This window comes from Vibrio sp. V43_P6S15P86 (assembly GCF_009904725.1).
Taxonomy (GTDB): Bacteria; Pseudomonadota; Gammaproteobacteria; order Enterobacterales; family Vibrionaceae; genus Vibrio; species Vibrio diabolicus.
The window spans coordinates 1-6925 of sequence record NZ_WXWT01000072.1 but is presented as its reverse complement, the minus strand read 5'-3'; the positions used below and the strand labels follow the sequence as shown (position 1 = coordinate 6925).

The window sequence follows — 6925 nt, the reverse complement described above, 5'->3', positions numbered from 1 at the left end:
TATAATCCCTCCGCAATATCTAATCCAAATGTAGCTTGTTGCTAACACAGGTTACCCTCATTATGCGAAACGATGAGATTGGATTGTTCTTTTTACTCCTCTAATTGTGAGATATTGCAAATGCTAAGAATTGCCAAAGAAGCGCTGACATTCGATGACGTACTACTTGTGCCAGCACACTCCACCGTTCTCCCAAACACAGCTGATCTTCGCACTCAGCTAACTAAGAACATCACCCTAAACATCCCAATGATTTCAGCGTCTATGGACACTGTTACTGAAGCTCGTCTAGCGATCGCGCTAGCGCAAGAGGGTGGCATTGGCTTTATCCACAAGAACATGTCTATTGAGCAGCAGGCAGCCGAAGTTCGTAAAGTTAAGAAGTTCGAAGCTGGTATGGTGACTGACGCGGTTACAGTAAACCCTGACGCGACCATCGCTGATGTTGTTGCACTCACTGAAAAGCATGGTTTTGCAGGTTTCCCTGTTGTCACTGAGAGCAATGAGCTTGTTGGTATTATCACTGGTCGTGACGTTCGTTTTGTGACGGACCTTTCTAAGAAAGTATCTTCAGTAATGACGCCAAAGGAGAAGTTGGCAGCAGTTAAAGAAGGTGCAACACGAGAAGAAGTGCAAGAGAAAATGCACGAAGCTCGCGTAGAGAAAGTATTGGTTGTGAATGATGAGTTCCAACTAACCGGTATGATTACTGCGAAAGACTTCCACAAAGCAGAACGTAAACCAAACGCATGTAAAGATGAGCGTGGTCGCCTACGTGTTGGCGCAGCAGTTGGTGCTGGTGCTGGTAACGAAGAGCGAGTTGCTGCACTAGTTGAAGCTGGCGTTGACGTTCTACTTATCGACTCTTCACACGGTCATTCTGAAGGTGTTCTAAGCCGCATTCGTGAAACACGTGCAGCTTACCCAGATCTAGACATCATCGGTGGTAACGTAGCAACAGGTGCTGGTGCTAAAGCACTAATCGAAGCTGGCGTAAGCGCAGTGAAAGTTGGTATCGGCCCTGGTTCTATCTGTACAACTCGTATTGTAACGGGTGTGGGGGTTCCACAAATCACTGCAATCGCAGATGCGGCAGAAGTGGCTAATGATTATGGTATTCCAGTTATCGCTGACGGTGGTATCCGTTTCTCTGGTGATATCTGTAAAGCAATCGTAGCGGGCGCATCATGTGTGATGGTTGGTTCTATGTTTGCAGGTACTGAAGAAGCGCCGGGTGAAGTGATTCTATACAACGGCCGTTCTTACAAGTCTTACCGTGGCATGGGTTCTCTTGGTGCAATGTCTCAAGGTTCTTCTGACCGTTACTTCCAGTCTGACAACGCAGCGGACAAGCTAGTACCAGAAGGTATCGAAGGTCGTATCGCATACAAAGGCCGTCTAAAAGAGATCGTACACCAACAAATGGGTGGTCTACGTTCAAGCATGGGTCTAACTGGTTCTGCAACTATCGAAGATATGCGTACGAAAGCTGAATTTGTACGTATCTCTGGTGCAGGTATGCAAGAGTCTCATGTACACGATGTTCAAATTACTAAGGAAGCGCCGAACTACCGTCTAGGGAACTAATTACCTAACGAAAACGTTTGCTTTTTCCTTGAAGCATTAAGAAGAGGCGAGTACACTCGCCTCGGTTTTAATCACTTAGCCTTAAAAAGACTGCTCAAAATGACTAAAAATATCCATGACCAACGTATTCTGATCTTGGACTTCGGTTCTCAGTACACTCAATTAGTAGCACGCCGCGTACGTGAAATCGGCGTTTACTGTGAACTATGGAGCTGGGATGTAGAAGAAGCGGATATTCGCGAATTCAACCCAGATGGCATTATCCTATCTGGCGGTCCAGAAAGCGTAACGGAAGAGAACTCTCCACGCGCGCCTCAATATGTGTTTGATTCTGGTGTTCCTGTACTTGGCGTATGTTACGGCATGCAAACTATGGCGGAACAACTAGGTGGCAAAGTAGCAGGCTCTAACGAACGTGAGTTTGGCTACGCTCAGGTTAAAGTTTCTGGTGAATGTGCCTTATTTAAAGATCTTGAAGCAACTCAAGACGTTTGGATGAGCCACGGCGACAAAGTAGTAGAGATCCCAGCCGATTTCGTAAAAGTTGGTGAGACAGACACTTGTCCTTACGCTGCGATGGCGAACGAAGAGAAGAAATACTACGGCGTTCAGTTCCACCCAGAAGTGACACACACAAAAGGTGGCCTACAAATGCTTGAGAACTTTGTTCTTGGCGTATGTGGCTGTGAGCGTCTATGGACATCGGAATCTATCATCGAAGACGCGGTTGCTCGCATTAAAGAGCAAGTGGGTGACGACGAAGTTATCCTAGGCTTATCTGGTGGTGTGGATTCATCTGTTGTTGCGATGCTAGTGCACCGCGCAATTGGCGACAAGCTAACGTGTGTATTTGTCGATAACGGTCTACTTCGTTTAAACGAAGGCCAACAAGTGATGGATATGTTTGGCGATAAGTTCGGCCTAAACATTATTAAAGTTGATGCAGAAGATCGTTTCCTTGAAGCTCTGAAAGGCAAGTCTGACCCAGAAGAGAAGCGTAAGACTATCGGTCACGTATTCGTAGATGTATTCGATGAAGAGTCTAAGAAGCTGAAAAACGCGAAATGGCTAGCTCAAGGTACGATTTACCCTGATGTAATCGAGTCTGCGGCATCTAAGACTGGTAAAGCGCACGTAATCAAATCGCACCACAACGTGGGCGGTCTACCAGATGAAATGGAAATGGGTCTTGTTGAGCCACTACGTGAGCTGTTCAAAGATGAAGTACGTAAGATTGGTCTAGAGCTAGGCCTGCCTTATAACATGCTTTACCGCCACCCATTCCCAGGTCCTGGTCTAGGTGTTCGTGTTCTTGGTGAAATCAAGAAAGAATACTGTGACTTGCTACGTCGTGCTGATGCTATCTTCATTGAAGAGCTTCACGCTGCAGACCTATATGACAAAGTATCTCAAGCGTTCACGGTATTCCTACCAGTTCGCTCTGTAGGTGTAATGGGTGATGGCCGTAAATACGACTGGGTTGTATCACTGCGTGCAGTAGAAACCATCGACTTTATGACGGCACACTGGGCGCATCTACCATACGACTTCCTAGGTAAGGTATCTAACCGTATTATCAACGAAGTTGATGGCATTTCTCGTGTTGTTTACGACATTTCTGGTAAGCCACCAGCGACAATCGAGTGGGAATAATTTTCCTCTAGACTGTTGAGTTTATAAGAACCAGCCTTCGGGCTGGTTTTTTTGTACTTCAAGTTTGTGAAGAGGTGGTTCAACTTTTTTGTGAGAGATATATACATGCGGTTAAATTAAATATATATTCATTTTGATTGTTTGATTATCATAAATGGTATTGCTATGGAACAGGCTGACGTTACCTCTCTCATTCCCATCCTTATTACTCTCTTTCTCGCGCTGACTACACGAAATGTCGTCGTTGGTTTATTCGCCGGTGTGGTGAGTGGTGTCGCTATGCTTGAAGGGACATTTGTCGAAAAAGGGCCACTAGACTCGTTTAGTGCATTGATGAAAAGCTATCTACTGCCGCAATTAACTGACAGCTACAATGCGGGCGTTATTTTGCTCTTGGTCTTTATTGGTGGCTTTGTTGCCTTGATGGAGAAATCTGGCGGTGGTGTGGCGTTTGCTAAAAAGGTCACTCAATGGGTGGAGAGTAAGTGCCAAGCTCAACTGTCCGCATGGTTCGGTGGTGTGGTTATTTTCTTCTCAGACCTTGGTACACCACTGATTGTTGGCCCTGTTTTTCGCCCTTTATTTGATAAGTTAAAAGTATCACGCCAAAAATTAGCTTTTATTATCGATTCGACTTCCTCTCCGGTCGCAATCTTGATTCCTTTTATCGGATGGGGTGTTTACATCATGGGGTTGATTCAAAAAGAGTTTACTGCCTTGAATGTCAGTATGAGTGATTGGGATGCTTTCATTGGTGCGATCCCGTATCAGTTTTACGCCTTTCTTGCGATCGCGATTGTGCCGATTGTCTCTTTCTTCAAATTAGACTTCGGACCGATGGCGAAGGCTGAACAACTAGCAGAACAGGGCTCCGACTTTGGGAAAGTGCAGGAGTCCATGAATGTGTTTACGCATAAAAATGCAAAATCTAGTTTTGTATGGGCGCCTTTGCTCGTTATGCTGGTGGTCCTATGTACCATCCTCGTACCACACGGTTTTCCTTTTCAAAAAGTGGCGGGCTCAACGTTTAGGGCTGCGCTGTCTTCTGCATACTTCTTCGCCGCCTTCACTTTAATTGCGCTGATGGCGTTTTATGGCGTCAGAAAGCTTTCCGATGGTATCCAAGCCTACCTGAAAGGCATGTCAAACATGATGTCGGTTGCGGTTATCTTGGTATTGGCTTGGGCGCTTAGCTCTGTTGGGAAAGAGCTGGGCGCGGCAGCATACATTGCTGAACAAGCTCAAGCGGGTTTCCCTTATTGGCTATTGCCAGCGGTTGCCTTTTTGCTTGCTGGTATTATCTCGTTCGCGACGGGATCGTCGTGGGGAACGTTCGCCATCATGATGCCATTAGTGATCCCAACCGCTGTTGCGATTGACGCTCCTTTGTTGGTTTGTATTGGTGCGGTGTTATCTGGTGGTCTGTTTGGCGACCACTGTTCTCCAATCTCTGAAACGACGATTTTGTCGTCGACAGGGGCGGGGTGTGAGCAGTATGAGCACTTCCGTACACAGTTGCCTTACGCATTACTCAATGGAATGATTGCATTAGGGTGTTTCCTTTTAGCTGGAATCAACGCCTCGCCAGTGATTGTGCTTGCCGCTATTGTTGCTCAGTGTGTGGTTTATTTTGTGTTGTCTAAACAAAAATCAACCGCGAAGCTAGACGTGGTTTCGGCAGAACAATAAAGATAGAAATATCATAAAGCGGAGGCTCATTGGGTCTCCGCTTTTCTTTTGAGTCAAGGTAACATTTTTCTTGTGACAAAATGTGTGCGAGGACTTATTTATTCATTTTGTCTCGCAGAATCAACGCACTTAGCTCGGCGTTTTGTATATATGATCCACTATATGTCTAGTTATTCCTTGTATATTGTATTGTTAAAATCCGGAGACTAGACATGTTTGCACTCAAACATCTTCCTCTTGCATTGAGTTGTGTCCTAGCTGCACAAGCGAATGCGAGTATGAATATCCAGCCCGATCCGCAGAATCCAAACGGTTATGTCATTGCTCGTGGTGACGTTCAAGCCGTAGAGCAAAGCAAAACCTCTGACCCTATGTATGCCATTTGGTCACAAGCATTAGAGACGCGCCCGAACTCAGTGGTGGAGGCGATTGTTCCAGGAGCGGCAACCAATCCAGAAAACGTGAAGCGTGTAGAGCGTGTGTTCCCTGAAAGTGAGTGGGACTTCCTGACTCAAATGGCGGCACCTGAATACACTTACACGCGTTTCCTACGTGCAATTGGTAAGTTCCCTGCATTCTGTGGTGAGTATACGGATGGTCGAGATTCGGATGCGATTTGTAAAAAATCGATCGTGACAGCCTTTTCTCACTTTGCGCAGGAAACTGGTGGTCATATTTCGATTGATAACGTATCGGATAACCCTCTTGGATTGGAAGAGTGGCAGCAAGCTTTGGTTCATGTGCGTGAAATGGGCTGGTCAGAAGGTCAAGAAGGTTACACGACAGGTTGTGGTCAGAATGACTGGCAAAACAAGCGTTGGCCATGTGAACCAGGACAAGGTTACTTTGGACGTGGTGCTAAACAGCTTTCTTACCATTTTAACTATGGCGCGTTCTCTGAAGTGATGTTTGATGGTGATGCATCTGTATTGCTAAAAAATCCAGGCTTGGTTGCGGATTCATGGTTGAACTTAGCATCGGCTATCTGGTTCTTCCTAACTCCACAAGCACCGAAACCTGCAATGCTGCATGTGATTGACCGTACTTGGGTGCCTTCACAGCGTGAGCTTGATGCTGGCATTGGTTACGGCTTTGGTACCACCATCAACGTGATCAATGGTGGTATTGAGTGTGGTGAGCAAAACAAGGCTAAAGGTCAACCTGTTAACCGTATTCGTTATTGGGAAGGTCTTGCCGCCCATTATCAAATTCCAATTGAAGCTGATGAAACAAATACTTGTTGGCAGCAGACGCCTTACGGCAGTCTGAACCTAAATGGTGCGACAGACGTGCTTTACACCAACTGGGATGGTAACTGGAAATACTACTCAGATCGCCCTGGAGGCCATTCGTTTGAATGTGAGTTGGTTGGTTTCCAAACGGCTTACTCTGCGCTAGTTGCGGGTGATTACGAGAAGTGCGTAACTAACTTCTACCAATCTCATGCGGGTTGGCCTGAAGTTCGTGTGGTTGACAAGTTAGATCCTGTAGATCCGATCGATCCGCCTGTAGGTGGCGTGGCAGCTTGGGATGCAAGCAAAGTGTACAACACTGGTGATCAAGTCTCTTACCAAGGTGCTGTTTACGAAGCGAAATGGTGGTCACAAGGTAATGAGCCAACGAAAGGCGACCCGTGGAAGCTGGTCTCAGGCACTCCGACAGAGCCGCCTACAACGGAACCTGAACCACCAGTGACTGAGCCAGAGCCGCCCGTCACAGAACCGGAGCCACCAGTAACCGAGCCAGAACCACCAGTGACAGGTAATTTTATTCAGTGGGAGCCGGGCGTAACGCAAGTCGCTAACGGCGATAAAGTGACGTACCAAAACAAATGCTTTGTCGCAAAAAACGGCCCTGGAGTGTGGGAAAGCCCAACGCAAAGTAACTGGTTCTGGGACGAGATCTCTTGCCTGTAGTTGATTGAAAAGTAGTCTAACCATCTATAAAGACTCTGCTTTTTAGCGGGGTCTTTTTTTATTTGAGCGGTTGCTTATTT

At 46.4% G+C, this 6925-nt stretch carries 4 protein-coding genes; all 4 read left to right on the top strand.

What is annotated here, in order from left to right:
* The first annotated feature begins 120 nt into the window (after positions 1–120).
* The 4 genes from guaB to CAG69_RS03250 all read left to right on the top strand — a co-directional run bounded on the left by guaB (position 121) and on the right by CAG69_RS03250 (position 6845).
* On the top strand, positions 121–1587 hold the full coding sequence (guaB, locus tag CAG69_RS03265; protein ID WP_005391524.1) for an IMP dehydrogenase: 1467 nt from the start codon (positions 121–123) through the stop codon (positions 1585–1587).
* A gap of 99 nt (positions 1588–1686) precedes the next feature.
* Positions 1687–3240: a glutamine-hydrolyzing GMP synthase gene (gene guaA, locus CAG69_RS03260; RefSeq protein ID WP_161442703.1), complete on the top strand. Its 1554-nt coding sequence runs from the start codon at positions 1687–1689 to the stop codon at positions 3238–3240.
* Positions 3241–3405: 165 nt separating this feature from the next.
* Positions 3406–4929 carry a Na+/H+ antiporter NhaC family protein gene (locus tag CAG69_RS03255; RefSeq protein ID WP_161442701.1) on the top strand — a complete coding sequence of 508 codons (1524 nt, stop codon included), beginning with the start codon at positions 3406–3408 and terminating at the stop codon, positions 4927–4929.
* A 212-nt stretch (positions 4930–5141) separates the two neighbouring features.
* A complete protein-coding gene (locus tag CAG69_RS03250; protein ID WP_161442699.1) occupies positions 5142–6845 on the top strand; it encodes a chitinase in 1704 nt (567 codons plus the stop codon).
* The last annotated feature ends 80 nt before the right edge of the window (positions 6846–6925 follow it).